The organism is Bacillus sp. 05T31, from assembly GCF_056396725.1.
The window spans coordinates 1-1255 of record NZ_JBFTMA010000959.1 but is presented as its reverse complement, the minus strand read 5'-3'; the positions used below and the strand labels follow the sequence as shown (position 1 = coordinate 1255).

The 1255-nt window shown below is 34.3% G+C and carries 2 protein-coding genes; one reads left to right on the top strand and one right to left on the bottom strand.

Going from position 1 to position 1255, the window contains the following annotated elements:
* Positions 1-151: 151 nt before the first annotated feature.
* Entirely contained in the window at positions 152-868 is a 717-nt protein-coding gene (locus tag AC1DJR_RS30300; RefSeq protein ID WP_429691981.1) for an SDR family oxidoreductase, read from the bottom strand.
* Between the two features lie 186 nt (positions 869-1054).
* Here AC1DJR_RS30300 and AC1DJR_RS30295 point away from each other — a divergent pair.
* On the top strand, positions 1055-1255 hold a 201-nt coding region (locus AC1DJR_RS30295; protein ID WP_477004291.1), incomplete at its 3' end, for a winged helix-turn-helix transcriptional regulator.

Below are 1255 nucleotides of genomic sequence, written 5' to 3'. Positions count from 1 at the left end.
TTAAAAATCAGTAGGAACGGGGGAAATTAAGGTAATTTGTTTGGATTTGGAATTGAGATTCGCCTGATTGAGTTCACGTCTAATATAATTTTTGTTTTTTAAAAATTCTCCTTAACTCAAGATAATATAAGGAGGATTAATTATACTGTAATCAATGATATGTGTATCCTCCATCAGGAAATAATACATTACCTGTAGTAAAACCATTTTGCATTAAATACAGGACAGTATGTGCAATTTCATCATTATACCCAGGTCTCTGTACAAGAGAAAGAGATTTATAATCTTCATAAGCAGCTAGTCTTTTCTCATTTTGTTCATTCTCTCTTCGTATCGTTCCAGGAGAAACAACATTAACTCTAATAGGAGCTAATTCAACAGCTAAAGCTTTCCCTAAGCGTTCAATAGCACCATTACAAGCTCCGTAAGCAGGCGCTCCTTTAAGTGGCCGTTGACTAAATGCACCGGACATTAATACGATAGATCCAGAGTTTGAGAGAAAAGGAATTGCATATTTTACGGCATAATATTGTGGCCAAAACTTTCCGATAAAGCTACTTTCGGCGATATCATCTGTAGCGGTTATTGGCCCAAGTGTGTAAGAGGCTCCTGGTGTGAATAAATGATCAAAATTCCCAACTGTCTTGAAAAAATCTTGTAATTGCTCTTTATTTTGATTATCCAATACATAAGTTTGAAGATGATTGTTAGTTATTAATTCTCGAGCAATTTTTAATTTTTCTTCCGAGCGTCCTGCAATAATAACATGTGCACCTTGTTCGATTGCTTGTTTTGCTGTTGCTAATCCAATACCAGAGCTTCCACCAATGATAACGATACGAGTATCTTTTAATGTAGTAATAGACATATTTTAGCCCCTCCTTTAATAAAAACTTYAAAATAAAACTGCTATGCTTTTATTATTCGCTAAAAGATTGCAAGTGAAAAGTACGCACTTTATATGTACATAGTCGCAAATTTCGTACTAATCGCTTGTTATATGGATACATAATATAAAAAATTACTCATTATAATTTATGATTTGAGGGGAGTGGTGAGGAAAGTGAATTTAGAGGAACCGAAATTAAAAGGGGTAATAGCGACATTACAAATAATCGGTGGGAAATGGAAGCCACTCATTTTATTTATATTATTAACAGATGGAACGAAACGGTTTGGTGAATTAAAGCGATTAATACCAGGCATTTCTCAAGGAACATTAACGAAGCAGCTTCGTGAATTAGAGCACGATGAT

What these genes read in the sequence shown, in the direction of transcription:
- AC1DJR_RS30300 (WP_429691981.1), bottom strand. Translation starts at nt 868, where the DNA reads ATGTCTATTACTACATTAAAAGATACTCGTATCGTTATCATTGGTGGA.